The organism is Micromonospora sp. NPDC051300, from assembly GCF_044455315.1.
Taxonomy (GTDB): Bacteria; Actinomycetota; Actinomycetes; order Mycobacteriales; family Micromonosporaceae; genus Micromonospora; species Micromonospora robiginosa.
The window spans coordinates 114,823-137,122 of record NZ_JBITEP010000009.1; the positions used below are offsets into that span (position 1 = coordinate 114,823).

General features: G+C 73.8%; 27 protein-coding genes. 15 read left to right on the plus strand and 12 right to left on the minus strand.

The genetic code is table 11. The features are described 5' to 3' along the window. Nucleotides 1–24 precede the first annotated feature (24 nt). Together ACIA5A_RS12920 and sigB are read right to left on the minus strand one after the other, a co-directional pair. Entirely contained in the window at nt 25–432 is a 408-nt protein-coding gene (locus tag ACIA5A_RS12920) for a VOC family protein (protein ID WP_396760429.1), read from the minus strand. A gap of 84 nt (nt 433–516) precedes the next feature. Next, nucleotides 517–1,503 carry an RNA polymerase sigma factor SigB gene (gene sigB, locus ACIA5A_RS12925; RefSeq protein ID WP_396760432.1) on the minus strand — a complete coding sequence of 329 codons (987 nt, stop codon included), beginning with the start codon at nt 1,501–1,503 and terminating at the stop codon, nt 517–519. A 223-nt stretch (nt 1,504–1,726) separates the two neighbouring features. Here sigB and ACIA5A_RS12930 point away from each other — a divergent pair, with 223 nt between their 5' ends. Then, nucleotides 1,727–2,515, plus strand: coding sequence for a sporulation protein (locus tag ACIA5A_RS12930; RefSeq protein ID WP_396760659.1), 789 nt, complete (start codon nt 1,727–1,729; stop codon nt 2,513–2,515). A 12-nt stretch (nt 2,516–2,527) separates the two neighbouring features. Here the strand turns inward: ACIA5A_RS12930 and dtd are convergent, their stop codons facing one another. Continuing rightward, nucleotides 2,528–2,950 (minus strand): D-aminoacyl-tRNA deacylase, encoded by a 423-nt coding sequence (dtd, locus tag ACIA5A_RS12935; protein ID WP_396760435.1) that lies wholly within the window; start codon nt 2,948–2,950, stop codon nt 2,528–2,530. After that, a complete protein-coding gene (locus ACIA5A_RS12940; RefSeq protein ID WP_396760438.1) occupies nt 2,950–4,434 on the minus strand; it encodes a methyltransferase in 1,485 nt (494 codons plus the stop codon). Before ACIA5A_RS12940 ends, dtd begins: the two co-directional genes overlap by 1 nt. 183 nt (nt 4,435–4,617) lie before the next feature. Here ACIA5A_RS12940 and ACIA5A_RS12945 point away from each other — a divergent pair, with 183 nt between their 5' ends. From ACIA5A_RS12945 to ACIA5A_RS12955, 3 genes are all read left to right on the plus strand, one after another. Next, complete coding sequence (locus tag ACIA5A_RS12945; RefSeq protein ID WP_396760441.1) at nt 4,618–5,838, plus strand: S8 family serine peptidase; 1,221 nt, start codon at nt 4,618–4,620, stop codon at nt 5,836–5,838. Nucleotides 5,839–5,949: 111 nt separating this feature from the next. Further along, entirely contained in the window at nt 5,950–6,525 is a 576-nt protein-coding gene (locus ACIA5A_RS12950; protein WP_396760444.1) for an HhH-GPD-type base excision DNA repair protein, read from the plus strand. Continuing rightward, complete coding sequence (locus tag ACIA5A_RS12955; RefSeq protein WP_396760447.1) at nt 6,522–7,748, plus strand: low temperature requirement protein A; 1,227 nt, start codon at nt 6,522–6,524, stop codon at nt 7,746–7,748. The genes ACIA5A_RS12950 and ACIA5A_RS12955 overlap by 4 nt, the downstream gene beginning before the upstream one ends. 4 nt (nt 7,749–7,752) lie before the next feature. Here ACIA5A_RS12955 and ACIA5A_RS12960 read toward each other — a convergent pair whose 3' ends face one another. Together ACIA5A_RS12960 and ACIA5A_RS12965 are read right to left on the minus strand one after the other, a co-directional pair. Continuing rightward, entirely contained in the window at nt 7,753–8,064 is a 312-nt protein-coding gene (locus ACIA5A_RS12960) for a hypothetical protein (RefSeq protein WP_396760450.1), read from the minus strand. Then, nucleotides 8,054–8,365, minus strand: a complete 312-nt coding sequence (locus ACIA5A_RS12965; RefSeq protein ID WP_246248200.1) for a hypothetical protein — start codon at nt 8,363–8,365, stop codon at nt 8,054–8,056. Before ACIA5A_RS12965 ends, ACIA5A_RS12960 begins: the two co-directional genes overlap by 11 nt. 98 nt (nt 8,366–8,463) lie before the next feature. On the opposite strand from ACIA5A_RS12965, the gene ACIA5A_RS12970 reads away from it, so the two are divergent. Beyond that, nucleotides 8,464–8,820 (plus strand): DUF3099 domain-containing protein, encoded by a 357-nt coding sequence (locus ACIA5A_RS12970; protein WP_396760662.1) that lies wholly within the window; start codon nt 8,464–8,466, stop codon nt 8,818–8,820. A gap of 9 nt (nt 8,821–8,829) precedes the next feature. On the opposite strand, the gene ACIA5A_RS12975 is transcribed toward ACIA5A_RS12970, so the two are convergent. Both ACIA5A_RS12975 and ACIA5A_RS12980 read right to left on the minus strand, forming a co-directional pair. After that, entirely contained in the window at nt 8,830–9,726 is an 897-nt protein-coding gene (locus ACIA5A_RS12975) for a carbohydrate kinase family protein (RefSeq protein WP_396760453.1), read from the minus strand. Then, a complete protein-coding gene (locus ACIA5A_RS12980) occupies nt 9,723–10,655 on the minus strand; it encodes a pseudouridine-5'-phosphate glycosidase (RefSeq protein WP_396760456.1) in 933 nt (310 codons plus the stop codon). The genes ACIA5A_RS12975 and ACIA5A_RS12980 overlap by 4 nt, the downstream gene beginning before the upstream one ends. Nucleotides 10,656–10,741: 86 nt before the next feature. Here ACIA5A_RS12980 and ACIA5A_RS12985 point away from each other — a divergent pair, with 86 nt between their 5' ends. The 3 genes from ACIA5A_RS12985 to ACIA5A_RS12995 all read left to right on the plus strand — a co-directional run bounded on the left by ACIA5A_RS12985 (nt 10,742) and on the right by ACIA5A_RS12995 (nt 13,516). Then, nucleotides 10,742–10,960 (plus strand): DUF3039 domain-containing protein, encoded by a 219-nt coding sequence (locus ACIA5A_RS12985; protein WP_396760459.1) that lies wholly within the window; start codon nt 10,742–10,744, stop codon nt 10,958–10,960. Nucleotides 10,961–11,000: 40 nt separating this feature from the next. Then, nucleotides 11,001–11,651: a trimeric intracellular cation channel family protein gene (locus ACIA5A_RS12990; protein ID WP_396760462.1), complete on the plus strand. Its 651-nt coding sequence runs from the start codon at nt 11,001–11,003 to the stop codon at nt 11,649–11,651. A 113-nt stretch (nt 11,652–11,764) separates the two neighbouring features. Then, nucleotides 11,765–13,516, plus strand: coding sequence for a DEAD/DEAH box helicase (locus tag ACIA5A_RS12995; protein WP_396760465.1), 1,752 nt, complete (start codon nt 11,765–11,767; stop codon nt 13,514–13,516). A gap of 137 nt (nt 13,517–13,653) precedes the next feature. Here the strand turns inward: ACIA5A_RS12995 and ACIA5A_RS13000 are convergent, their stop codons facing one another. After that, nucleotides 13,654–13,887 carry a hypothetical protein gene (locus ACIA5A_RS13000; protein ID WP_091070720.1) on the minus strand — a complete coding sequence of 78 codons (234 nt, stop codon included), beginning with the start codon at nt 13,885–13,887 and terminating at the stop codon, nt 13,654–13,656. Between the two features lie 247 nt (nt 13,888–14,134). Next, on the minus strand, nt 14,135–15,730 hold the full coding sequence (locus ACIA5A_RS13005; RefSeq protein WP_396760469.1) for an RNA polymerase sigma factor: 1,596 nt from the start codon (nt 15,728–15,730) through the stop codon (nt 14,135–14,137). Between the two features lie 285 nt (nt 15,731–16,015). Between ACIA5A_RS13005 and ACIA5A_RS13010 the strand changes: the two genes are divergently transcribed. Continuing rightward, the gene (locus ACIA5A_RS13010) at nt 16,016–16,837 is read left to right on the plus strand and encodes an inositol monophosphatase family protein (RefSeq protein WP_396760472.1); all 822 of its coding nucleotides are present in this window, start codon (nt 16,016–16,018) and stop codon (nt 16,835–16,837) included. Between the two features lie 130 nt (nt 16,838–16,967). Here ACIA5A_RS13010 and ACIA5A_RS13015 read toward each other — a convergent pair whose 3' ends face one another. Beyond that, entirely contained in the window at nt 16,968–17,483 is a 516-nt protein-coding gene (locus ACIA5A_RS13015) for a LytR C-terminal domain-containing protein (protein WP_396760665.1), read from the minus strand. 437 nt (nt 17,484–17,920) lie between these two features. Here ACIA5A_RS13015 and ACIA5A_RS13020 point away from each other — a divergent pair, with 437 nt between their 5' ends. Together ACIA5A_RS13020 and ACIA5A_RS13025 are read left to right on the plus strand one after the other, a co-directional pair. Next, nucleotides 17,921–18,217: a DUF4193 domain-containing protein gene (locus ACIA5A_RS13020; protein WP_013284790.1), complete on the plus strand. Its 297-nt coding sequence runs from the start codon at nt 17,921–17,923 to the stop codon at nt 18,215–18,217. A gap of 132 nt (nt 18,218–18,349) precedes the next feature. Beyond that, the gene (locus ACIA5A_RS13025; protein ID WP_396760475.1) at nt 18,350–19,222 is read left to right on the plus strand and encodes a hypothetical protein; all 873 of its coding nucleotides are present in this window, start codon (nt 18,350–18,352) and stop codon (nt 19,220–19,222) included. A 15-nt stretch (nt 19,223–19,237) separates the two neighbouring features. Here the strand turns inward: ACIA5A_RS13025 and ACIA5A_RS13030 are convergent, their stop codons facing one another. After that, nucleotides 19,238–19,729 carry a DUF3093 domain-containing protein gene (locus tag ACIA5A_RS13030; RefSeq protein WP_396760478.1) on the minus strand — a complete coding sequence of 164 codons (492 nt, stop codon included), beginning with the start codon at nt 19,727–19,729 and terminating at the stop codon, nt 19,238–19,240. An 85-nt stretch (nt 19,730–19,814) separates the two neighbouring features. On the opposite strand from ACIA5A_RS13030, the gene dut reads away from it, so the two are divergent. From dut to ACIA5A_RS13050, 4 genes are all read left to right on the plus strand, one after another. Next, nucleotides 19,815–20,312, plus strand: a complete 498-nt coding sequence (gene dut, locus ACIA5A_RS13035) for a dUTP diphosphatase (RefSeq protein WP_396760481.1) — start codon at nt 19,815–19,817, stop codon at nt 20,310–20,312. A 25-nt stretch (nt 20,313–20,337) separates the two neighbouring features. Beyond that, nucleotides 20,338–20,982, plus strand: coding sequence for a DUF3710 domain-containing protein (locus ACIA5A_RS13040; RefSeq protein ID WP_396760484.1), 645 nt, complete (start codon nt 20,338–20,340; stop codon nt 20,980–20,982). Nucleotides 20,983–21,230: 248 nt separating this feature from the next. Then, the gene (locus tag ACIA5A_RS13045; RefSeq protein WP_091070543.1) at nt 21,231–21,611 is read left to right on the plus strand and encodes an OB-fold nucleic acid binding domain-containing protein; all 381 of its coding nucleotides are present in this window, start codon (nt 21,231–21,233) and stop codon (nt 21,609–21,611) included. After that, nucleotides 21,608–22,291: a DUF3159 domain-containing protein gene (locus ACIA5A_RS13050; RefSeq protein ID WP_396760487.1), complete on the plus strand. Its 684-nt coding sequence runs from the start codon at nt 21,608–21,610 to the stop codon at nt 22,289–22,291. The genes ACIA5A_RS13045 and ACIA5A_RS13050 overlap by 4 nt, the downstream gene beginning before the upstream one ends. Nucleotides 22,292–22,300: the final 9 nt, after the last annotated feature.

The following is a 22,300-nucleotide window of genomic DNA, read 5'->3' on the forward strand; positions in this document are numbered from 1 at the left end:
AGGCGGGGCCCCTTGTTAACAGGTTCAGGCCCGCGAGGAGATCTGCTGCACGGTCCACTCGTTGCCGTCGGGGTCGCGGAAGAACACGAAGCCGACGTTGTCCAGCGGGTGCGGCACCGGGCCGGGGTTCCGCCCGACCACCTGGATCTCGCTGACCTCGACGCCGCGCTCGACCAGCTCCGCGCGCGCCGCCGCAAGGTCGGCCACGACAAGTTGCAGGCCCTTGAGGGAGCCCGGCGGCATCTCCGGCACGACGCCCCGGCCCAGCACGATCGAGCACCCGGAGCCGCGGGGCGTGAGCTGCACGATCCGTCCCACCCCGCCCAGGTCGGTGTCGTGGTCGACGGCGAAGCCGACCCGCCCGGCGTAGAACTCCTTTGCCCGGTCCACGTCGGAGACCGGCACGATCACCACTTCCAGGGTCCAGTTCACCGCCCCAGCGTGGCGGCGACGACCTGGCATTTCAAGCACGACAGGCCCCGGCGAACCGCCGGGGCCGGTCGAGGGGTCGTCGGGTCAGCAGGCGTACGCCTCCAGCCGGTTCGCCCGCTCCGGGTCGCGCAGCTTGAGCAGCGTCACCTTCTCGATCTGGCGGATCCGCTCCCGGGACAGCCCGAACTCGCGGCCCACCTCGTCCAGGGTGCGCTGCCGGCCGTCGTCCAGGCCGAAGCGCAGCCGGATCACCGCCTGCTCCCGCTGGGAGAGCGTGGCCAGCACGATGCGCACCTCGTTGCGCAGCTCGCCGTTGGCGGCGGCGTCACCGGGCTCGGTGCGCGGGTCCACCGCGGCGACGAAGTCACCGAGCGCGCTCTCGCCGTCCTCGCCGACCGCCTGGTCCAGGCTCACCGGCTCCCGGTCGAAGGAGATCAGCTCGATCACCTGGTATTCCGGCACCTCCAGCGCGGTGGCCACCTCGCTCACCGTGGGCTCGCGGCCCAGCGTGACCGACAGCTCGCGGCGGACCCGGACCATCCGGTTGACCTGCTCGACCATGTGCACCGGGATGCGGATGGTGCGGGCCTGGTCGGCCATGGCGCGGGTGATGGCCTGGCGGATCCACCAGGTCGCGTACGTGGAGAACTTGAAGCCCTTGGTGTAGTCGAACTTCTCGACCGCGCGGATCAGGCCGAGGTTGCCCTCCTGGATCAGGTCGAGGAAGGCCATGCCCCGCCCGGTGTAACGCTTGGCGATGCTCACCACGAGCCGCAGGTTCGCCTCCAGCAGGTGGTCCTTGGCGGCGCGGCCCTCGGCCGCGATCAGCGCCAGGTCCGCGCGCAGGTCGGCGGAGACCGGGGTGCAGGTGGACAGCTTCTCCTCGGCGAAGAGCCCGGCCTCGATCCGGCGGCTCAGCTCGACCTCCTGCGCGGCGCTGAGCAGCTTGGTGCGGCCGATGCCGTTCAGGTACGCCCGGACCAGGTCGGTGGAGACGCCGCGATCGTCGGTGGCGTCCAGGTCCGTGAGGGTGACGTCCATGTCCTTGTGCTCGATCATCTGCTGGGTCATCTCTGTCTCTCCCCGTGTCCTACGAGCCGTACCGGCCCCCGCGCCGCCCGGCGCGGTGGGCCGGTGACAAACAGCTTGGCGGTCGGGGCGTGAGACGGGAGTGAGGCGATCGGGGACCCGACACCAATCCGGGGCGAACTCCGACGTGGCTTGCCGCCGCCGGTTACCGTGCCAGCGAACCGGCCGGCCGGGCCGGACCGCACAGGTGATCGGAGTGAAACAGGTGGTCTTCAAGCGGCTCATGCAGGCGATGGGTGTGGGCGGTCCGTCGGTGGAGACGGTCCTGGCCAACCCGAACTGCCGTCCCGGCGGCCTGCTGGAGGGCCGGATCCAGGTGGTCGGCGGCGACCACCCGGCGGATGTGAGCTGGGTCTCGCTCGGCCTGGTCACCCGGGTCGAGGTGGAGAGCGGCGACTCGGAGTACGACACCAACCAGGAGTTCGGCCAGGTCCGGGTGACCGGCGCGTTCCGGCTGGAGCCGGGGCAGCGCCACGACGTGCCGTTCCGGTTCCAGGTGCCGTGGGAGACCCCGCTCACCGACCTGTACGGCCAGCACCTGCACGGCATGACAATGGGTCTGCGCACCGAGCTGGAGGTGGCCCGGGCGGTCGACTCCACCGACCTGGACGCGGTCGCGGTGCACCCGCTACCGGCTCAGGAGCGGCTGCTGGAGGCGTTGCTGCGGCTGGGCTTCCGGTTCGCCCGCGCGGACGTCGAGCGGGGGCACATCTACGGCGTACGCCAGCAGTTGCCGTTCTACCAAGAGATCGAGTTCTACCCGGCGCCGCAGTACGCGGGCGCGATGAACCAGCTCGAGGTCACCTTCGTCACCGACCCGCACCAGATGCAGGTGGTGCTGGAGGTGGACAAGCGGGGCGGCCTGTTCACCGAGGGACGGGACGCGTTCGGGCGGTTCACCGTGGACCACGCCACGGCGGACCGCACCGACTTCGCCGCCCAGCTCGACGGCTGGCTGCGCCAGTCGCTGTCGCGGCGCGGCCTGTTCTTCTGACCGGCCGGGAGGTCAGAGGTCCAGCAGGAGGGTCCGGGGGCCGACGTTGACGCTCTCCACCAGCATGTGGGTGCGGAAGCGGCCGGTCTCCACCTTGGCGCCCCGGGCCCGCAACTGCTCGACCACGGCCTCCACCAGGGGCTCCGCGACGTCCGCCGGGGCGGCGGCGGTCCAGCTCGGCCGCCGGCCCTTGCGGGCGTCGCCGTAGAGCGTGAACTGGCTGACCACGAGCAGCGGCGCGCCGGTGTCGGCGGCGCTGCGCTCGTCGTCCAGGATGCGCAGCTCGTGCAGCTTGCGGGCCATGGTGGCGGCCACCTGCGGGGTGTCGGCGTGGGTCACGCCGAGCAGCACCAGCAGTCCGTCGGTGATCTCGCCGACCACCGCGCCGTCGACCGTGACGGAGGCCCGGGCGACGGTCTGCACCACCGCCCGCATCAGTCGACCACCGGCTCGACCAGGCCGCGCTCGACCAGGTGCGCCACGATCGGGCCGGCCGCCTCGGCCAGCTCGCCGGGCGTCACGTCGTGCGCGGCGGCGAGCAGGGCGAGCTGGTCGCGCAGCGGCAGCCGGCCGTCCGCGCCGCCGACCAGGGCCAGCACCAGCGGGTCGATCTCCTCGGACCAGCGCAGCCCGCGCGGCGCGGCGAGGACCTGCCGGTCCACCGCCCAGCCGTCGTCGCCCATGGTGGCCTCCTGGCGCAGTTGCAGCCCGTCGGCGGCCCGGTAGCGGGCGGCGAGCAGCTCGTCGGTGTCCCGGGCGCGCAGCCAGTCCTGCCTGTCGAACCACTCGCCGATCCGGTCGCCGAGCGGCGGCTCCACCCGTTGGCGCAGGTCCTCGACCCGGACGATCGGCCGGTCGTGCCCGGCGCGGCGCAGCGACACGATGCCGAACCCGACCGCCTCCACCTGGTGCGCGTCGAACCAGTCCAGCCACGCCTCCATCCGCTGCGGGTCGGCGCTCTCCCCGACGTCGGTGAGCCAGAGGTTCACGTACGCCATCGGGTCGGCCACCTCGCGCTGGATGACCCAGGCGTCCAGCCCGGTGCCGGCGAACCAGCCGGTGACCCGCTCGGCCCAGTCCTCGCCGGTGACGTGCACCCAGTTCGCCAGGTACTGCATGGTGCCGCCGTCGGTGAGCAGGTGCGGCGCGGCAGCGGCCAGTTCCGCGCCGATCGCGTCGCCGACCCGGCCGGAGTCACGGTAGACGTGCGTGGTGGTGCCGGGGCCGACCACGAACGGCGGGTTGCTGACCACCAGGTCGAAGCGCCGACCGGCGACCGGGGCGACCAGGTCGCCGCGGAGCAGTTCCCAGTCCTGCCCGTTGAGCGCGGCGGTGGTCGCGGCGAAGCGCAGCGCCCGCTCGGAGACGTCGGTGGCGGTGACCCGGCGGGCGTGGGTGCTCAGGTGCAGCGCCTGCACGCCGGAGCCGGTGCCGAGGTCCAGCGCGGTCTCCACCGGGCGGCGTACGGCGGCGCCGATGAGCGTCTGGGTGGCCCCGCCGATGCCGAGCACGTGCTCGGCGTGCAACGGCCGGCCGGGCCGGGCGCTGGCCGGCACGTCGGCGAGCACCCACCAGTCGTCTCCGTACGGCTCCAGGTCGACGCCGGCGCGCAGGCCGTCGCCGTGCCGCTCGACGATGCCCCCGGCCAGCGCCTCGTCCACGCCCAGCGGGGCCAGCGCGGCGGCCACCACCGGCTCCGGTTCGGTCTGGTCGCAGATGAACACCCGGATCAGGGTGGCCAGCCGGTCGCGGTCCTCGGTGGCGCGCAGCGCGGCCCGGTAGTCGTTGCGGGCGACGCCGCCGGTGGCCTGCGAGCCGAGCCGCCCGGCGATGCCGTTGGCGGTGAAGTCGGCGAGCGTGAGCGCGGTGCGCAGCGCGTCGACCCCGGCGGGGGAGAGCAGCATGTCGTGACGGTCCACGTCGTCATCCTGCCTCGGCCGCCGCCGGGCGTGGCGCGCACCCGCCGGATCCGGCGGGCGGACGGTATTACCCGGCAACTATCTCTTTCGATAGATGTCGATGTGTGGTTAGCATTCCCGTCAACATCCGTCGATGGGCGGCCCGCCGGCCACGAACCGGCCCGCCCGGTAGGGAGCCAGACGATGCCCGACGTGTCCGTTCCCCGGCGTCGCGCGCTGCGCGCGCTCGCCGTCACGGCCGCCGCCGCGGCCCTCACCGCCGCCGCCTCCACCCCCGCCCTCGCCGCGCCCACCGGGCAGATCCGGTACGCCGGGGCGGCCGACGCCGTCAGCGGCAGCTACCTGGTCGTGCTCAAGGGCGACGCGGTCGGCGCCGCGAACAGCCGTACCGCCCGCACCGCCGTGCCGGACCGGGCCGCCGGCCTGGCCAAGCGCTACGGCGGCAGCGTCGGCGCGGTGTGGACCGCCGCGCTCACCGGCTACAGCGCGACGATGAGCACCGGGCAGGCGCGCCGCCTCGCCGCCGACCCGGCCGTCGCCTACGTGGAGCAGGACCGCCGGGTGACCGCGCAGGGCACCCAGACCGGCGCCACCTGGGGCCTGGACCGGATCGACCAGCGCAACCTGCCGCTCAACGGCACCTACACCTACCCGAACACCGCCACCAACGTGCGCGCCTACATCATCGACACCGGCATCCGGACCACCCACAGCCAGTTCGGCGGCCGGGCCACCTGGGGCACCAACACGGTGGACAGCAACAACACCGACTGCAACGGCCACGGCACGCACGTCGCCGGCACGGTCGGCGGCAGCACCTACGGCGTGGCCAAGGGCGTTCGGCTGATCGCGGTGAAGGTGCTCAACTGCTCCGGCAGCGGCACCACCGCCGGCGTGGTCAACGGCGTCAACTGGGTCACCTCGAACGCGGTCAAGCCGGCCGTGGCCAACATGAGCCTCGGCGGCGGCGTCAGCACCTCGCTGGACAACGCGGTGGCCAACTCGATCAGCTCCGGCATCACGTACGCGCTGGCGGCCGGCAACTCCAGCGCCAACGCCTGCAACTCGTCGCCGGCCCGGGTCGCCTCGGCGATCACGGTCGGCTCGACCACCAGCAGCGACGCGCGGTCGTCGTTCTCCAACTACGGCTCGTGCGTGGACATCTTCGCCCCGGGCTCCTCGATCACGTCGTCGTGGAACAGCAGCGACACCGCGACCAACACGATCAGCGGCACCTCGATGGCCTCGCCGCACGTGGCCGGCGCGGCGGCGCTGGTCCTGTCGGCCAACCCGTCCTTCAGCCCGGCGCAGGTGGCCAGCTACCTGACCAGCAACGCCACCACCGGCAAGGTGACGAACCCGGGTTCGGGCTCGCCGAACCGGCTGCTCTTCGTGGTGAACTGACCGCGTCACGGGTCACGCGGCCCGGTGGACCCCGTGGGAGTCCACCGGGCCGCCTCGTGCGGGTCGGGGAGTCGGCGACCCGACCGGCGCCCGGGACGGCAGGATGGGGGCATGACGCTCTCCCTGCCCATCGACCCGCAGGCCAACGAGTTGTTGGCGCGCAGTCCGCTGGCCCTGCTCCTCGGCATGGTGCTGGACCAGCAGGTGCCGATGGAGAAGGCGTTCTCCTCGCCGTACGTGCTGGCGCAGCGGCTCGGCCACGAGCCGGACGCCCGGGAACTGGCCGGGTACGACCCGGAGGCGCTGGTGGAGTTGTTCGCCCGGCCGCCCGCGCTGCACCGCTTCCCGAAGGCGATGGCGGCCCGGGTCCAGGAGGTCTGCCGGGCGCTGGTGGACCGCTACGACGGTGATCCGGCCCGGCTCTGGTCCGACGCGTCCGACGGCGGTGAGCTGCTGCGTCGCGTCGGTGAGCTGCCCGGCTTCGGCCGGCAGAAGGCGCAGATCTTCGTCGCGCTGCTGGGCAAGCGCTTCGGCGTGACCCCGGCGGGGTGGCGGGAGGCGGCCGGGAGCTACGGCGACGCGGACGCGTACCGGTCGGTGGCCGACGTGACCGACCCGGAGTCCCTGCGCCGGGTGCGCGAGTTCAAGCAGCGGATGAAGGCGGAGGCGAAGGCCGCGAAGGGGTGAGCGGACAGCGGGGCGGGGCGCTGCTGCGCACCACGTCCAGCGCCGAGCGGGCCACGTTCCTGGAGCTCTTCTTCGACCTGGTCTTCGTCTTCGCGCTGACCCGGGTGTCCCAGCGCCTGGTGGCCGACGTCGACGGCGCGCACATGACGGCCGGCGTCCTCCGGACGCTGCTGCTCTTCCTGGTGCTCTGGCACGTCTGGACCATCACCACCTGGGTGACCAGCCGGTACGAGCCGGAGCGGGTGGTCATCCAGGCGGTCGTGGTCGGCGTCATGTTCGGCAGCCTGGTGCTCGGGGTGACGTTGCCCCGCGCGCTGGAGGAGCGGTCGCTGGCGTTCGCGCTCGCGTACGTGGTGATCATGGTCGGCCGTCCGCTGGTCCTGGTGGTGGCGTTGCGCGGGCATCCGCGGCGGATGGTGCCGGTACGGCTCACCGGCTGGGCCGTGGCGACCGCCCCGCTCTGGCTGGTCGGCGCGCTGGTGCCCGACCTGCGCCTGCCGCTCTGGGTGGCGGCGCTGGCGGCGGACTATCTGGGCGCCTTCCTGGGCTGGCCGCTGCCCCGGATCGGGGCGTCCCGCATCCGGAGCTGGCTGGTCGCCGGGGAGCACCTGGCCGAGCGCTACCAGCAGATCTTCCTCATCGCGTTGGGCGAGTCGATCCTGGTGATCGGCGTGTCGTACAGCGGGGAGCGGTTCTCCGGCCGGTCGGCCGCCGCGTTCGCGCTCGCGTTCGGTGTCACCGCGCTGCTCTGGCGGCTCTACTTCCACCGGGCCGGACACCTGCTCGCGGAGGCGCTGCGGCGGGCCGGCACGCCGGGGCGGCTGGCCGAGTCGGCCGCGCAGACCCACCTGTTCATGGTGCTCGGCGTGCTCACCGCCGCGGTCGGCTACGAGCTGGTCATCGCCCATCCGCACGAGGACGCCGACCCGCGCTGGCTGGTCTTCGTGGTGGGCGGCCCGGCGCTGTTCCTGGCCGCCCGGTGCCGCTTCGAGTACGAGATCTTCGGCCGGGTGTCCCGTTCCCGGCTGATCGGCCTGGCGGCGCTGGTGCTTGTCGCGCCGGTGCTGACGACCGGGCCGGCGGTGCTGGCGCTCGGTGTGGTGGCCGGCGTGCTGGCGCTCGTCGCGCTCGCCGACGCGCGGCGGGCCCGGGGCGCGCCACCGGAGTCCTCCGCGTCGCCGGTCGGGCGGGAGGCGCTCGGCGAGGCCGGCCCCGAGGCCTGAGCGCTCAGGCGGCGGTCGGGCGGGACAGCGAGGCCAGCGCGCGCCGCACGTCGGCCAGCGAGACCGTGGCCGAGTCGTCCAGGTCGGCCAGGCCGGCCTCGATCCACTGTCGCATCAGCGTGGTCACCCCGATGCCGCGCGCCTCGGCGGCGGCCCGGACCCGGTCGTACGTCTCCAGCGGGAGGCGGACCGACCGGCTGACCATCGGCACGTCGGTGTCGGGGGTGGGCAGTTGCGCCGGCGACGTCTCGTCGATCAGGTCGGCGAACGCGTCACCGCCGTCGTGGAACCGCTTGGTCGCCTCGTCACGGTGCATGGTGACCGCCTCCTCGTCGGCGTGACCTCCGCACCGCCTCGTCGTAGCGCTTGGCCTCGACGTCGCTCAGCTCACGGGCGGAGAGGATGTCCCAGTCGTTGTCGGTGCCGTCGGCCTCGGCCAGCAGCACGGCGAGACGCCGGCCGCGGTGGTCGGTGGCGTAGACCACCATGACGTCGTCGCCGAGGTGCCGGATGACCCGGCGGTTGCTGTGCAGGGCCTCCCAGACTTCCCCGGGTGTGACGTCGTAGACCCGCAGGTTGGCCAGCGCCTCGTCGGTGAAGCTGAACCGGTTGGCCACCTTCGCAGCGTACCACGCGCGTAACACGTCACCCGATTGTCGCCGATCGTCCCCACGGAGTGACAGGATGGGTCCCATCCCCTCGTAGGAGGTCCGTGGTGAAGCATCAGGCCTACCAGCCGATCCTGATCACCGACGCCTCGCGCAGCCAGGACGACCAGCTCAACAGCCGGCAGAAGCGCTACGTGCTGATGATGAGCGTCCGGGTCGCCTGCCTGGTCGCGGGCGCGATCCTGGTCGGCGTCCGGGCCCCGCTGCTGTGGCTGTGGTTGTCGCTGTGCGCGCTCGGCATGGTGCTGATCCCGTGGCTCGCGGTGCTGCTGGCGAACGACCGCCCGCCCAAGGAGGAACACCGCCTGGCCAACCGGTTCCAGGCCCGCGGTCGGGACGAGACCCCGCCGATGGCGCTGTCCGCCGAGGAGCGCCCGCACAAGGTCATCGACGCCGAGCCCTGACCCGGACCGTCACCCGCCGGGGCGGGCCCCCACCGTGGTCACGGCAAGCGCGCCCAGGTCGCCGGCCCGGGCCAGCGCCGCGCCGGGCGAGGTGCCGGCCAGCCAGGCGGTGAGCAGGCCGGCGGCGAACGCGTCCCCGGCCCCGGTGACGTCCACCACGGCCACCCCGGGCGCCGGCGCGGTCTCCACCCGGCCGCCGCGCTCCACCCAGACCGCCCCGGCCGCGCCGCGCTTGACCACCACCCGGTGCGCCACCGCGGTCAGCGCCCGGCCCTGCGCCGCCGGGTCCAGGCCGCCGGCCAGCACCGTCGCCTCGTCCGTGTTGACCAGCAGCAGGTCGACGTCGCGTACCCAGGTCAGGAACGCCCCGCCGACGCGCCGCAACGGCGCCGCGGAGGCCGCGTCGACGCTCACCGTCAGCCCGCGCTCGCGGGCGGCGGCCAGCGCGCGCAGGCCCGCGCCGCGCGACCCGACGTCCAACAGGGTGTACGCGGACAGGTGCAGGTGCCCGGCGTCGGGCGCGGCGGCCAACGCGGCGTCCACGTGGCGGGCGGTCAGCCGCAGGTTCGCGCCCCGCTGGCTGACCATGGTGCGCTCCCCGTCGTGGGTGAGCGCGATCACCGTGCCGGTCGGGTAGCCCTCGTGCCGCTCCACCGCGCAGTCCACGCCGGCCCGGGTCAGCTCGGCGACCCGCTCCCGGCCGGTCTCGTCGTCGCCCACCGCGGCCACCAGCGTCACGGCCGCGCCCTGCCCGGCGAGCCAGGCGGCGGTGTTGGCCGCCTGGCCGCCGCCGCTGAACCGGATCCCGGCGGCGGTGTCCGAGCCGGTCGCGAGCGGCCCGGACAGCATCGCGACCACGTCGGTGATCACGTCACCGACGACGACGACACGCGGTACCCCGCTCATGGGGTGCCGTCGCGCCGGCCCGCGGCGGCCACCGCGATCCGGGCCGCCAGGTCGGCGTTGCGCAGGATGATCCGGACGTTCACCGCCAGGCTGGCGCCCTCGGTGGCGGTGTGGAAGTGGGACAGCAGGAACGGCGTCACCGCCTTGCCGGTGACCCCCTCGCGGGCCAGCGCGGCCAACCCGTCGGCGAGCGTGCGGTCGTGCAGCGCCGGGTCGAGCTGCTCGTGGACCGGGAGCGGGTTGGCCACGACCAGCCCGCCCCGGTGCACGCCCTGCGCGGCCCGCGCGGCCAGCACGTCGGCCGCCTGCTCCGGCGAGTCCACCGACCAGTCCAGGTCGAAGCCGGCGTCGGTGAGATAGAACCCGGGGAACCGGCGGGTGCGGTAGCCGACCACGCTCACCCCCAGCGTCTCCAGCCGCTCCAGGGTGGCGCCCACGTCGAGGATCGACTTCACCCCGGCGCAGACCACCGCGATCGGGGTGCGGGCCAGCGTGACCAGGTCGGCCGACTCGTCGAACGTCTGCGTCGCCTCCCGGTGCACGCCGCCGAGCCCGCCGGTGGCGAACACCGCGATCCCGGCCGCCGCCGCCACCGCGCTGGTGGCCGCGACAGTGGTGGCCCCGTCCGCGCCGGTGGCCGCCGCCGGGGCCAGGTCACGCACCGAGAGCTTGCTCACGCCGTCGACCGTGGCGAGCCGGGTGAGCTGGGCGTCGTCCAGTCCGACCCGCAGCTCGCCGGCGACCATGCCGATGGTGGCCGGCACCGCGCCCGCGTCCCGGACCGCCTGCTCGATCTCCCGGGCCACGCGCAGGTTGTCCGGCCGGGGCAGGCCGTGCGAGACGATCGTGCTCTCCAGCGCCACCACCGGGCGGCCGTCGCGCAGGGCGTCGGCCACCTCACCACCGAGGCTGATGCGAAAGTTGGTCACTTCCGTTACGGTACGGGCCGCCCGCCGGAGGGCTCCGGTGGACCCGGCCCGGCCGGCCTGCGAAACTGGTAAGCCGGAGGTGGGACATGAGCACTCAGATTCTCGAACGCCCGGAGCAGAAGGACGCCGACACCGGCCCCGAGATGTTCCACTACGTGCGCAAGGACAAGATCGCCGAGAGCGCGGTCATGGGCACGTACGTCATCGCGCTGTGCGGGGAGACCTTCCCGGTCACCAAGGCCGCCAAGCCCGGCTCCCCGGTCTGCCCCAAGTGCAAGGAGATCTACGAGTCCTGGGGCGAGTGATCGCGGGCGGCCCCGCCGCCCGCCCACGTAACCTGCGGCGGTGACCACCTCCACCGCCCTGCTCGTCGCCGACCTGACCGGCGTGTCGGTCTTCGCCGCCTCCGGCGCCTCCGCGGCGGTCGCCAAACGGCTCGACCTGTTCGGGGTGGTCTTCGTCGGCGTGGTCGCCGCCCTCGGCGGCGGCATCTTCCGCGACCTGGTCATCGACGAGGTGCCCCCACTGGCGTTCGCCGACTGGCGGTACGCGGTCACCGCCGCCGTCACCGCCGCCGCCGTGTTCCGGCTTCACCCCCAGCTCGCCCGGCTGCGCACCACAGTGCTGGTGCTCGACGCGGCCGGGCTGGCGTTGTTCACCGTCACCGGCACGCTCAAGGCGCTCGACGCGCACGTGCCGGCCGTCGGGGCGTGCATGATCGGCATGCTCACCGCGATCGGCGGTGGGCTCGGCCGGGACCTGCTCACCGGCGAGATCCCGGTGGTGCTGCGCCGGGAGATCTACGCCGTGGCGGCGCTCGCCGGCTCGGTCGTGGTGACGCTGCTGTCGACGTACGGGCGGGCCACCACCGTGCCGCTGACCGGCGCCGCGGTCTTCGTCTTCGGGCTGCGCCTGATCTCGTTGCGCCGGCGCTGGTCCGCCCCGGTGGCGACGCTGCGCCCGCCGCGCACCGGCGCCCGTGGAGAGTGGTCCTGACCCACCCGCACCGGGGTGGGCGATTGTGACAGGCGTGGCGTCGGGTGGGGCCCGACGGCCCCGCTGGTTATGCTGGGTCGGCCTTCGCGGCACGGGTGCGCGAGGGCGTTTTCATGGGGAGAGGAGCACGCGTGCCACCGCGGTTGCCGGCGCTCGACACGTTCCCGCCCCTGCGTTCCTGGCAACGCAAGGCGATGGTGGAATACCTGCGTCGCCGGGCCGAGGACTTCACCGCGGTCGCCACGCCCGGCGCCGGCAAGACCACCTTCGCCCTGCGGATCGCCGCCGAGCTGCTCGCCGACGGCACCGTCGAGGCGGTCACCGTGGTCGCGCCGACGGAGCACCTGAAGACCCAGTGGGCGCAGGCTGCGGCCCGGGTCGGCATCCAGCTCGACGCCGCGTTCCGCAACGCCGACCTGCACTCCGCCGCCGACTTCCACGGCGCGGTGGTCACCTACGCCCAGGTCGGCATGGCGCCGCAGGTGCACCGGCGCCGCACCATGACCCGGCGCACGCTTGTCATCCTCGACGAGATCCACCACGCCGGCGACGCCCGCACCTGGGGCGACGGCGTCAAGGCGGCGTTCGAGCCCGCCGTCCGCCGGCTGATGCTCACCGGCACGCCGTTCCGCTCGGACGACAACCCGATCCCGTTCATCGGCTACGAGCGCGGTGGCGACGGGCTGCTGCGCTCGCGCGCCGACTCGGTCTACGGCTACGCCGACGCGCTGCGCGACGGCGTGGTCCGGCCGGTGCTGTTCCTGGCCTACTCCGGGGAGACCCGGTGGCGCACCAACGCCGGCGACGAGCTGGCCGCCCGGCTGGGCGAGCCGATGACGCAGGACCTGATCGCGCAGGCGTGGCGGACCGCGCTGGACCCGGCCGGCGACTGGATGCCGCAGGTGCTGCGCGCCGCCGACGCCCGGCTGAGCGTGCTGCGGGCCAACGGCATGCCCGACGCGGGCGGCCTGGTCATCGCCAGCGACCAGCAGGTGGCCCGCGCCTACGCCAAGCTGCTGGAGCAGGTGACAGGCGAGAAGGCGGCCGTGGTGCTCTCCGACGACCAGGGCGCGTCCGCGCGGATCGCGACGTTCGCGGCGTCCGAGCAGCGCTGGCTGGTCGCGGTGCGGATGGTGTCCGAGGGCGTGGACATCCCCCGACTGGCCGTCGGGGTCTACGCGACGAGCGCCAGCACCGCGCTCTACTTCGCCCAGGCGATCGGCCGGTTCGTCCGTGCCCGTCGCCCCGGCGAGACCGCGTCGGTGTTCCTGCCCAGCGTGCCGCACCTGCTCGGGCTGGCCAGCGAGATGGAGATCGAGCGGGACCACGTGCTCGGCAAGCCCAAGGACCGCGAGGGCTTCGACGACGACCTGTTGGAGCGTGCCCAGCGCGACGACGGCGCCAGCGGCGAGCTGGAGAAGCGGTTCGCCGCGCTCTCCGCCACCGCCGAGCTGGACCAGGTGATCTTCGACGGCGCGTCGTTCGGCACCGCCGCCCAGGCCGGCACGCCGGAGGAGGAGGAATACCTCGGCCTGCCCGGTCTGCTCACCGCCGACCAGGTCTCCCTGCTGCTGACCAAGCGGCAGGCCGACCAGCTCGCCGCGCAGAAGCGCCGGGCCGCCCAGCGGACCGCTGAGCCGGCCGCTGCCGCCACCGTGGCGGCGCCCCCACCGATGAGTGCGGCCCAGCGTCGGGTGGCGCTACGGCGGCAACTGAACGCCCTGGTGGCCGCGCGGCACCACCGCACCGGCCAGCCGCACGGCAAGATCCATGCCGAGCTGCGCCGGCTCTGCGGCGGCCCGCCCAGCGCGCAGGCGACGATCGAGCAGCTCGAGGAGCGCATCGCCACCGTGCAGACGCTGTAAGGAGGGGCCCCTTCTTAACGCCTGCGGTAGAGGCGGGGCCCCTTCTTAACGCGCGGCAGGCGGGCACGAAAACCGACCGGAGGCGCCCGTCTGGGCGTCTCCGGTCGGTTATGTCGCGTTGCGGATTGTTTGTCGGCTCAGTTCGCCATCAGATCGGTGCCCCGCCAGCTGAACTCCGGGTCCGTCGCGTACCGCACGGTGATCTTCACGAGATCCTCCGCGTACTTGTTCGCGTGGTGCCCACAGAACACCAGCTCACTCCCACCCGACAGGGTGATCCGGAGCTTGCCGGCAGCATTACAGCGGTCGCACCGTTCATCGGCGGCCGGGGGGCTCACCGTCTCGGGCGGCGGCGTGAGGGTCGGGGTCATCGCCTTCCTCCTCTGGTCGTCACCGATGAACACACTCGTCGGTCGTTGCTCACCTATCGTGCAACACCCATCTCGGGCCCTGCCTTCCCTGTGTGCCCGCGGGGGACCGAGGTCACACCTGGCGTGGAAGACAGTGTGCCGTGCACCAAGGGTGCCACGTCAACGATCACAAACGTGCAACCGACCGATCACCGATCAGTGTTCTACGGCTGGTGATCAAACCGACACGACTGGTTGACGTGTGCGGTCAGTCCAGGTAGTCGCGGAGCACCTGGGAACGCGAGGGGTGCCGCAACTTGGACATGGTCTTGGATTCGATCTGCCGGATGCGCTCCCGGGTCACGCCGTACACCTGGCCGATCTCGTCCAGGGTGCGCGGCTGGCCGTCGGTGAGACCGAAGCGCAGGCGCACCACGCCGGCCTCACGCTCGGACAACGTCTGCAGGACCTGCTGGAGCTGGTCCTGCAGCAGCGAGAAGGACACCGCGTCGACCGCCACGACGGCCTCGGAGTCCTCGATGAAGTCACCGAGCTGGCTGTCGCCCTCGTCGCCGATGGTCTGGTCGAGCGAGATGGGCTCCCGGGCGTACTGCTGGATCTCCAGCACCTTCTCCGGTGTGATGTCCATCTCCTTGGCCAGCTCCTCCGGGGTGGGCTCGCGGCCCAGGTCCTGGAGCAGCTCGCGCTGGATCCGGCCGAGCTTGTTGATCACCTCGACCATGTGCACCGGGATACGGATGGTGCGGGCCTGGTCGGCCATGGCGCGGGTGATGGCCTGCCGGATCCACCAGGTGGCGTACGTGGAGAACTTGTAGCCCTTGGTGTAGTCGAACTTCTCGACGGCGCGGATCAGGCCGAGGTTGCCCTCCTGGATCAGGTCGAGGAAGGCCATGCCCCGCCCGGTGTAGCGCTTGGCCAGCGAGACCACCAGCCGGAGGTTCGCCTCCAGCAGGTGGTTCTTGGCCCGCTCGCCGTCGCGGGAGATCCACATCAGGTCGCGCTGCATGTCGCGGACCAGCTTCTCCTCGCCCTCGTCGGCGGCGCGCAGCCGCTCGGCGGCGTAGAGGCCGGCCTCGATCCGCTTGGCGAGCTCGACCTCCTGCTCCGCGTTGAGCAGCGGGACCTTGCCGATCTGCTTGAGGTAGGCCCGGACCGAGTCGGCGGAGGCGGTCAGCTCGGCGTCCCGACGCGCCTGCTTGAGCGCCTCGGACTCCTCGTCGTCCCACTCGAAGTCGCCGTCGGTGGCGGAACTGGCCGCGTCGGCCGCGGCGGCCTGGGCCAGCTCGGCCGGCTCCTCGACCACCACGTCCTCGATCTCGGCGGCCAGCTCCTCCGGGTCGACCTCGCCCTCGGCGCCGGGCTTCGCCGGCTTGGCCGCGGCGGTCTTGGCGGCCACGGTGGCCTTGGTGGCCCGGGTCGCCTTGGTGGCCTTCACCGGGACGGCGGTCTTGGCGGGCGCCTCGGCGGTGGCGCCGGTGGCCTTGCGGGCCGTCGCCTTCCGCGGGGCCGGGGCCGGTGACTCGTCGGCGGCCGGCGCCTGCTTCGGGGCCGGCGCGGCGGCCTTCTTGGTGGTCTTGGCGGTGGTGGCCCGGGAAGCCGGCGTGGCGGACCGGGCCGCGGCGACCCGGCGCCGGGTGCTCGCGGAGCCGTCCACCACCACCGTCACGCCCGCCTCGGAGAGCGCGCGGAGGATCTTCTTGGCCTGGGCCGGGGTCACCTCAGCGGACTCGACGGTGCGCGCGAGCTGGGCCGACGTGAGCTGACCGCCGGCGCTCTGCGCGTGGGCGATCAGGGTGTCGGTGAGCGAGCGAACGTCGGCGCCGGTCTGGCGGGGTTCTGTCACGAATGACCTTCCGGAGGCGAAGAGCGAGCACGGCCGGGTCGTCCGGCGCAGCACGAACGGCCGTGCCGGGCGAGTGTTTGAGGGACCCCCGTGTCCCGGTCCGTCCGGTCGCTGGCGGTCCGTGGCGCGTGGGCAGGGTGAATTGTAACGCCGTCTGGCGCGATCATCCTGCGCCGCACGGCGTAACCGCGGCCGGGACCGCCGATTCGGCGCAGATGTGGACTTTGTAAGGATGATACCCACGCGCGAACCGGGCGGTCCCGATCGTGCGGGAAGGGGACAAACATGATCACCTCCGCGCCCTCGCCGCGGGAACTGCTCACGATCGCCGTCGAGGTGGCCCGGGACGCCGCCGCCACCGCCCACCGCATGCGGTCCGAGGGCGTGTCGGTGGCCGCGACCAAGAGCACCGTGACCGACGTGGTCACCGCCGCCGACCGGGCGGTGGAGCGGCAGGTGCTCGCCGCGCTGCGCGACCGCCGGCCCGGCGACGCGGTGCTGGGGGAGGAGTACGGCGCCGGGGAGACCGGCCCCGCCGCGCCGGACGGGGTGCGCTGGGTCGTCGACCCGATCGACGGCACCGTCAACTATCTCTACGGGCTGCCCTACTGCGCGGTCTCGCTCGCCGCCGAGGTGGCCGGCGAGGTCGTCGCCGGGGTCGTGCGCAACGTGTTCACCGGCGAGGAGTGGACCGCGACCCTGGGCGGCGGCGCCTGGCGGGACGGCCGGCGGCTGCGCTGCTCGGCCGAGACCGATCTCGGGCAGGCGCTCGTCGCCACCGGCTTCGGCTACGACGCCGGCCGCCGGTCCCACCAGGCCCGGGTGGTCACCGAGTTGATCCCGCACGTGCGGGACATCCGCCGGATGGGCGCGGCCGCGCTCGACCTGTGCCTGGCCGCCGAGGGGCGGGTGGACGCCTACTTCGAGAAGGGGCTGGCGGCCTGGGACCTCGCCGCCGGCGGGTTGGTGGCCCGGGAGGCCGGGCTGCTGGTGACCGGCGTGGCCGGCCGCCCGGCCGGACCCGACCTGGTGCTCGCCGCGCCGCCGGCGCTGCACGGGCCGCTGCACACCCGGCTCACCGACCTGGACGCCTCCGGCGGCCCGTGACGGCACCGGACACCTGGCGCCGGACACCTCCGGCGGCCCGTGACACCGGCCCCGGACACGGGACAGGGCGGCCTCCGGCATCGCGGAGACCGCCCTGGTCGTCATCGGGGCCGGCGGGCCGGCCCGCCGGTCACTTGTCGACCGGCATGGGGCACGTCTCGGCCGGCGCCACCGGCGCGCCCAGGTCACCGAGCGACTGGTTCACCTCGGTGGTGGTGGCCAACTGCTGGAAGCCGTTGCCGAGCACCACGTCGACCGTGTCGTCCTTGCGATCGGCCTGGAACACCTGCTCGGCGTTGTTGAGGAAGTAGGCCCGCAGCAGGTGGGCCGAGCCGACGCCCTTGGGGCCGAAGCGCAGCACCGCCACGCCGTCGACCGCCTTCTTCTCGTTGCCGACCTTCTTGACCTGGAACTTCCGGTTGCGGAAGTCGTCCGCCACGCTGCCGGCCCGGCCGGCCTCGTCGGTGGCGTTGTAGACGTTGATCTTGACGTCCTTCTGCTCCCGCAGCCGCAGGTCGACGAGGGGCCAACCGTCCGGACAGCCGGCGGCGGTGCCGGCCTTGCTCTGACTGTCGCGGACCACCGCGACGACCACGAAGACCAGGGCGATGACCGCCAGCAGTCCGACGACAACGAGTGCCCGCACTCGCGCAAAACTCATCCTGGGCGCTCCCCGGACAGTGATTGGGTGGCGGCGGCCGCCGCGGTCGGGCCGCGTCTGTCGACCGTCGGAGTACGCCGCTGAGGTTAACCCTTGTCCGGCTCCCGCGTGGAAACAGTCCGACATGCCGGCGCGCCACTGAAGGAACGGGTAGGACTACCCCTATCTTCGTGTCGCCTGAGTCACATTGGGAACAACTTCGGGCGCAGGGGCGTACATCTCTCCCGCGAGGGCGGTATACATGCCTCGCCCAAGGGGGGGTAAGGTTCCGCGCTCGCCGGGGGGTTCCGCTCCGGCGAACCCGGCCCAACGGTCGTCGGGTCGGGTGCCCGACACAGATGGTGGCCGGCCAGGGGAACCGAAACGGCGTCGTCCGGCGTTACAACCGGCAGCGACCATATCGATATTGGAGAGTGAAACCGATGGCCACCGACTACGACGCCCCGCGTCGCGACGAGGTCGACCTCGGCGAGGACAGCCTCGAAGAGCTCAAGGCCCGGCGGGTCGACTCACAGTCGGGCGCCGTGGACGTGGACGAGGCCGAAGTGGCCGAGAGCTTCGAACTGCCCGGCGCCGACCTGGCCGACGAGGAACTCACGGTCAAGGTGCTCCCGATGCAGCAGGACGAGTTCCGGTGCGCCCGCTGCTTCCTGGTCCACCACCGCAGCCAGCTCGCGGTCGAGCGCAACGGCGACCTGATCTGCCGCGAGTGCGTCTGATCCCGAGCCGGGACACCGGCGGCGGCCTCCTCGACGGGGCCGCCGCTGTTCGAGCCGCCGTGCGCCGGTGGCCGGAAGCTGCTTGACTCGTACGGGCGGCTGCCACGCCGCGCGGAGCAGGAGGGCGGACGGGTGAGCGAGCGCAGCGAGCGGACCGGCGAGACCGACCGGACGCCGGTCCCGGGAACGGGACCGACACCGTCCGCCCCGGAACCGACGACCGACCCGACCGGCGCGGCGCCGGTCCGTACCCCGGCCGGTGACGACGGCGAGGAACTCGGCGCCACCGTCGCCGCGCTGACCGCCGACGACATCGCGCCGGCCCGCCGCCGGCAACTGCTGGTCCGGCTGGTCGGCCAGGCCCGCGCGCGCGGGCTGACCGACCTGTTCAAGCCCAGGGCGGCGCTGCGCTGGATGACCGAGACCATCGCCGAGGTCGCGCCGCACGTGCCGATCCGGGACGTCGCCACGCTGCGGCGACACTTCCCCGGCCTGGACGACGACGCGATCGCCGACCGGCTGGTCCGCAACGCGTCCCGCGCCACCGCGGGCGTCGGCGCGGCCGGCGGCGGCGTCGCCGCGGTCGAGTGGGCGGTCACGCCCACGCTGCTCTCCGCCCCCGTCCTGCTGGCCGCCGAGACGGTCGCCGTGGTGTCGATCGAGCTGAAGCTGATCGGCGAGCTGCACGAGCTGCACCGGATGCCGCTGCCCACCGGTGGCACCGCGCGCACGGTCGCGCTGGTGCAGTCCTGGGCCGGCCAGCGGGGGATCAACCCGATGATGCCCGGGGTCGGGGTGAGCGCCGTGCTGGGCACCGCCGCCCGCCGGGAACTGCGGGACAGCCTGCTGCGCCGCTTCGGCCGCAACCTCACCACGCTCGGCCCGTTCCTGACCGGCGCCGCGGTGGCCGGCTATCTCAACCGGCGGGCCACCCGGGCGCTGGGCGAGCAGCTCCGCAAGGATCTCCGGCACACCGCCCGCGGCCTGCCGGGAAAGCCGACCTGACCGTCCCGGGCGGGCTCAGGCGGCGTCGCGGGCGGCCAGCAGCGCGGCCGCCAGCTCCACCGGGCGCCGGGTGCTGACCACCCAGAACGGGGTGGGATCCGCCGGGTCGTCCAGCACCACCTGGACCGCGCCGCCGACCCACGGGCGCTGCACGACGAACGCCAGCGGGTCGGCGCCGACGCCGAGCACCTCACGACGGCCGGCCGCGTCCAGCGGCACCGCGTCGGCGACGTGCCGCACCGGCAGGCGGGCGTCGTCCACCCGCAGCTCGCCGTCGCGGACGGCCACCCGGATCCGGCCCAGCCACCACAGGGCGGCCACGGTGGCCGGGATCAGCAGCACGAACGGCAGCCAGGCCCGGAACCCGGTCGCGCCCAGCCACAGCTCGGCGGCGAGCAGACCGGCCACGGCCAGCCCCGCGGGCCAGGCCCACCAGGGCAGCCCCAGACGCTCCGCGTAGGGCGCGGGGGTGGCCGTCGGGGCGGCCGGAGATGACGACTGACGCACACTGCGAGGGTACGGCGCGCGGCGGCCGTGCCAACCGGCAGGATGGCAGGGTCACCCCGCGAGGACCGGACGGAAGAGGATGACCGTGACAGATGTCGTGCCCGTGCCCGTACGGCAGCTCGACCCGGAGCTGCCGCTGCCGGCGTACGCCCATCCCGGCGACGCCGGCGCGGACCTGGTGGCCGCCGCGGACGTGGAGCTGCCGCCCGGCGGCCGGGCCCTGGTGCCCACCGGCGTGGCCGTGGCGCTGCCGGAGGGGTACGTCGGGCTGGTCCACCCCCGTTCGGGGCTGGCCGCCAGGCTCGGCGTGACGGTGCTGAACGCGCCCGGTACGGTCGACGCCGGCTACCGGGGTGAGATCCTGGTCAACCTGATCAACCATGATCGGGACACGCCGGCCACGATCAGCCGGGGCGACCGGATCGCGCAGCTCGTCGTGCAGCGGGTCGCCCGGGCCGAGTTCCGGCCGGTGGCCGAGCTGCCCGGGTCGCGTCGCGGCGCCGGCGGCCACGGGTCCACCGGCGGGCACGCCGGGCTGGTTCCGGCTCCGGCCGGTGGGCAGAGCGAAGAGGTGGCAGGGTGAGTGCGAACAGCGGAGGGTGGACGCAGTGATCTTCTCCCGGAAGCGGGCCGACGAGGCGCGGCAGGCGCGTGACAGCGACGCCCTGGCGGCCGAGGCGACCTCGACGGCGCCGGCCCGCGGGCCGTACGACGTCAGCGAGGCGCCCGACGAGCCCCGGCTCGACCTGGGCAGTCTCCAGATTCCGGCGGTGCCGGACGTGGAGGTGCGGGTGCAGGCCGACCCGCAGGGCGTGATCCAGCAGGTCGTGCTGGTGCACGGGGAGAACGCGCTGCAGCTCGGCGTCTTCGCCGCGCCCCGGTCGGATGGCATCTGGGACGAGGTGCGCGAGGAGATCCGCACCTCGCTGGCGAACGACGGCGCCGCGGTCGACGAGGTCGAGGGGGAGCGCGGTCCCGAGCTGCGCGCCCGGGTCCGCACCCCGGACGGCGTGACCGACCTGCGCTTCGTCGGCATCGACGGGCCGCGCTGGATGGTGCGCGGCGTCTTCCAGGGCCGGGCGGCCGCCGACCCGGCCGCCGGCGGCGCGCTCGCCGCCTGCCTGGACGGGCTGGTCGTGGACCGGGGCCAGGAGGCCAAGCCGGTCCGTGAGCCGCTGCCGCTGCGACTGCCCCGCGAGGTCGCCGAGCAGCAGGCCGCGGAGCAGCAGGCCGCGGGCCCGCAGGAGGTCTGAGTCACCACGTCGGGCCCGGTCCGTCGGCGCGCCAGCCGCCGGGCCGGGCCCGACGCGTGTCCGCCCCCGGCCCGCCGGTCCGGGCCGCGGACGCGTCCCCGGCCCGCCGGTGGACCGGCAGGTCGGGCCCGCGACGCGTGCGCGCCGGTGCCCGGCGGTGCCGCCGACGGGCCGGTTCGGCGTACGCTGGCCTGACGGCTCCGCCCCCCGGCGGAGCCCCCGCCGGTGGAGAGGGTGACGCGGAGGTCATGACGACCGACCAGGGCCGGGTGTCGCTGCGGCGGCTCCTGCAACGGCTCACCGCGAGCGAGGCCGAGATCGAGGCGCAGGAGCTGCGCCGGGAGAGCGCCGAGTCCGGTGGCACCCCCACCCACCAGTGCAACCGGGGGCAGGTGGTCTCGGTGGCCGGGCGGCTGCGCACGGTGGTCTACACGCCGCGCACCAACCTGCCCACGCTGGAGGCCGACCTCTACGACGGCAACGACGTGGTCACCCTGGTCTGGCTGGGCCGGCGGCACATCGCCGGGATCGAGCCGGGCCGGCACCTCACCGCGCACGGCCGGGTGGCCGTGCGCGACGACCGCAAGGTGATCTACAACCCGCACTACGAGCTGGAGCCGCCGAAGTGACGACCGGACAGCAGCAGACCCCGTCGGGCCTCGACCCGCAGGACGAGGAGCGGCTGCCCAGCATCGCCGAGCAGATGGCCGACCAGATGGGCGGTTGGCGCGGCCTGGTCGAGTCGAGCATCCCGGTGGTGGTCTTCGTGATCGCCAACGTGGTGGGCGAGCTGCGGCCGGCGCTGATCGCCTCGATCGCGGTGGCGCTGCTGATCGCCGCGATGCGGCTGGCGCAGCGCAAACCGGTGCGGCACGCGCTGAACGGGTTGTTCGGCATCGGCGTCGGCGCGTTCTTCGCCCTGCGCAGCGGCGAGGCGCGCGACTTCTATCTGCCCGGCATCCTCTACGGCATCGGCTTCGGGCTTGCGCTGCTGCTCTCCGCGGTGTTCCGGCAGCCGATCGTCGGCTGGATCTGGTCGGTACTGGTGGCCAAGGGCCGCTCCGAGTGGCGCGACGACCCGAAGCTGGTGCGCACCTTCACCCAGCTCACCGTGCTCTGGGGCGTGGTGTGGCTGGCCAAGGTCGGGGTGCAGGCCGGCCTCTACCTGGCCCACCAGGACACCGCGCTCGGCGTGGCCCGGCTCGCCCTGGGCTACCCGCCGTACGCGCTGCTGCTGCTGATCACGGTCTGGGTGGTGCGCCGGGTCACCCGCGAGGGCGCCCCGGTGACCCCGCTGCCGGGCGCCTGACCGCAGGCC

Coding starts and splice junctions, on each gene's coding strand:
- sigB (WP_396760432.1), bottom strand. CDS start 1,503: ATGACCCAGCAGATGATCGAGCACAAGGACATGGACGTCACCCTCACG.
- dtd (WP_396760435.1), bottom strand. CDS start 2,950: ATGCGGGCGGTGGTGCAGACCGTCGCCCGGGCCTCCGTCACGGTCGAC.
- ACIA5A_RS12945 (WP_396760441.1), top strand. CDS start 4,618: ATGCCCGACGTGTCCGTTCCCCGGCGTCGCGCGCTGCGCGCGCTCGCC.
- ACIA5A_RS12950 (WP_396760444.1), top strand. CDS start 5,950: ATGACGCTCTCCCTGCCCATCGACCCGCAGGCCAACGAGTTGTTGGCG.
- ACIA5A_RS12960 (WP_396760450.1), bottom strand. CDS start 8,064: ATGCACCGTGACGAGGCGACCAAGCGGTTCCACGACGGCGGTGACGCG.
- ACIA5A_RS12975 (WP_396760453.1), bottom strand. CDS start 9,726: ATGAGCGGGGTACCGCGTGTCGTCGTCGTCGGTGACGTGATCACCGAC.
- ACIA5A_RS12985 (WP_396760459.1), top strand. CDS start 10,742: ATGAGCACTCAGATTCTCGAACGCCCGGAGCAGAAGGACGCCGACACC.
- ACIA5A_RS12995 (WP_396760465.1), top strand. CDS start 11,765: ATGGGGAGAGGAGCACGCGTGCCACCGCGGTTGCCGGCGCTCGACACG.
- ACIA5A_RS13000 (WP_091070720.1), bottom strand. CDS start 13,887: ATGACCCCGACCCTCACGCCGCCGCCCGAGACGGTGAGCCCCCCGGCC.
- ACIA5A_RS13010 (WP_396760472.1), top strand. CDS start 16,016: ATGATCACCTCCGCGCCCTCGCCGCGGGAACTGCTCACGATCGCCGTC.
- ACIA5A_RS13020 (WP_013284790.1), top strand. CDS start 17,921: ATGGCCACCGACTACGACGCCCCGCGTCGCGACGAGGTCGACCTCGGC.
- ACIA5A_RS13045 (WP_091070543.1), top strand. CDS start 21,231: ATGACGACCGACCAGGGCCGGGTGTCGCTGCGGCGGCTCCTGCAACGG.